This is a genomic window from Acidithiobacillus sp. (assembly GCF_023255755.1).
Taxonomy (GTDB): domain Bacteria; phylum Pseudomonadota; class Gammaproteobacteria; order Acidithiobacillales; family Acidithiobacillaceae; genus Acidithiobacillus.
Genome location: NZ_JAGDVS010000174.1, coordinates 1 through 2,211, shown reverse-complemented (window position 1 = coordinate 2,211; position 2,211 = coordinate 1). Strand labels below are relative to the sequence as shown.

At 52.2% G+C, this 2,211-nt stretch carries 3 protein-coding genes and 1 pseudogene; 3 read left to right on the top strand and 1 reads right to left on the bottom strand.

The window, feature by feature from the left end; translation table 11 throughout:
- On the top strand, nucleotides 1-771 hold a 771-nt coding region (locus Q0C48_RS12190), incomplete at its 5' end, for an FAD-dependent oxidoreductase (RefSeq protein WP_291524735.1).
- 17 nt (nucleotides 772-788) lie between these two features.
- Nucleotides 789-1,229, top strand: a complete 441-nt coding sequence (locus Q0C48_RS12185) for a PaaI family thioesterase (RefSeq protein WP_291524734.1) — start codon at nucleotides 789-791, stop codon at nucleotides 1,227-1,229.
- A gap of 339 nt (nucleotides 1,230-1,568) precedes the next feature.
- Here Q0C48_RS12185 and Q0C48_RS12180 read toward each other — a convergent pair.
- A pseudogene (locus tag Q0C48_RS12180) lies at nucleotides 1,569-1,886 on the bottom strand (IS1380 family transposase); the annotation flags it as partial.
- 70 nt (nucleotides 1,887-1,956) lie between these two features.
- On the opposite strand from Q0C48_RS12180, the gene Q0C48_RS12175 reads away from it, so the two are divergent.
- Nucleotides 1,957-2,202, top strand: coding sequence for a hypothetical protein (locus Q0C48_RS12175; protein ID WP_291524732.1), 246 nt, complete (start codon nucleotides 1,957-1,959; stop codon nucleotides 2,200-2,202).
- Nucleotides 2,203-2,211 lie beyond the last annotated feature (9 nt).

Below are 2,211 nucleotides of genomic sequence, written 5' to 3'. Positions count from 1 at the left end.
CTGTGCGAAGGCGTGAATGCAGCCAACTCAATTCGAGATCGCCTACGGTCCTTAGATCGTGGCCGAATCGCCTTCGGCTTCTCTGGAAATCCCAAGGACCCGACCGCCGGGCGCGGCGGACCGATGTTCGAGATGGTTTTTGGAATTGATACATGGCTACGCAAGAATAAAAAGCGTGATCGCATTGATCTGCTATTTTTCAATCCCAAGAAAAATCCAGGTGAGAGACTCGGCGAAAGAGCAACATCTGCACTCTTGTCGCAGATGAAAAAAAAGAACATAGAAACACATCTTGGCCATAAATTATTGGCCTTCCGAAAGGATGGCTTGGAAACAGACGGCGGTTTCATCCCAGCCGATTTAATTCTCTTTATGCCCGGGATGACAGGCCCCGACTGGATCTCTAACACATCACTTCCCATCTCGCCGGGTGGATTTATCGAGATTGATCAGTATTGTGCTGTCCCCAGCATGGAAAAAGTCTTTGTTGCTGGAGACGCTGGATATTATCCAGGCCCCGAATGGCTTCCGAAACAAGCACATATGGCGGATTTGCAAGCAAAGGCTGCCGCAAAAAATTTAATCTCCCTGCTTGATGGCAAAAATCTGACTTTTATACCGCGATCCGAATTGATCTGCGTTGTCGATATGCTCAATGAAGGAATTCTGGTCTACAGAGACAAGCAGCGCGCAATCATATTGCCGCCCATGAAAATTCTCAGCTTTGCAAAGCACCAGTTTGAAAAAATGTATTTGTCGAATTTGCGCTGATCACAGCACACAGACTGATGTTGGGCGTCACGTGTGAACTCATGCAACTTTATCGGAAAACCAAATCAGCACACGCCAAATGCATCGCATGCGGCAATTTAGAAAACAACCCCTCTTCATTGAACCTAAACTTTGCAAAGTTAGACGCAGTCACCGTTGAAGGGCATTTTCTTTGCGATGAGAAATTTCAAGGATACCAGGGAATTCTACATGGTGGAATCACTTGCCTCGCATTGGATTCTGCAATGACGAATTGCATCTTCTTGCTTGGAATTCATGCGATGACCGCTGAAATGAATGTCAGATTCATCAAAAAAATCCCTGTGGGCGAAATGATTAAAATCAGGGCCAGAGTGACAGAAAGCCGTCGAAAATTGCATACCGTGAAGGCGGAGATTTATCTGGGCAACATTGTTTGTGCCGACGCTCTTGGTAAATTTATTGAGGTTGATTTATGAGAATTGCAGTTACAAGCCAAAATCGTAAAACGGTGACCGGCAATGCGGGTCGTTGCCGTAGATTCTGGCTGTACGACATCGAAGGCAAACTCATTAAAAATAAAACCTGAATCCGTGATTCCAGATCATCCGCTGGCCTGAGATCTGACCGTGACTGTTCGATTTTCCCGATTTCCCACAGATTCACGGGTGGAATGCCGTGGGGAGGAGGTTTTTGGGGGGATGCGCAGGCACTGTTCGCCCTTGGTCGGTCATTTCAGGCGGGTTGCGCGCAGCCGTTTCCCCGCCGAGTCCTCGCGGTCAGCGTCCTGGCGTGCTGGAAGTGATGGAACTGCGCCGTCAGCCGCTGGCCGTGCACTGCGCATGCAGATCGCAAAACGCGCGTGCCGCCCGGTCATTGGCCCCCAGTCCCAACCACAGCCGCCCGGCATGGTGGATGACGCGAGCGGCGCGGATGACAAGCTTCTGAATCACCGTCTTCACCCGCCTGCGCTTGGCCGCATGGCGCACCGGGGCGTGCGGTCCCAGCAGTCCTTGCTGCCCCATCAGACGCAGCACGTTCATCGTCAGCGCCGCGAGCTGACACACCAGGTAGTTCGTGTCGAACTTGCCCGAGGGCAGGCGCTCCAGATCCAGATCGGTTTTGAATTCCGCATGGCTAAGTCGGCTCCAATCCGAAGTGCAACGCATCTCCATCCGATAAGCGCAGTAAATGCAAAGAAATCCCATGACCATCACCCTCCGTTGCTTCAAAGCGTTTCTGGCACTTGCCTGCCTGCCCTGGCTGGTCTGTACGCATGCAGCCGAGGTGCCGCAACTCGCCTACGCCCTGATCCAAGCCACTCCTACCGGCAACGCCACTGCCACACAAGCCGTCGCCGAGCACGACGCTCTCGCACATCCCTCGCACTTCCTGCGCTGGCTGCATGCCAACAGCCAGGAAACCACCGTTTTTGAGAGTCCGCCCAATTGAGAACGCGCC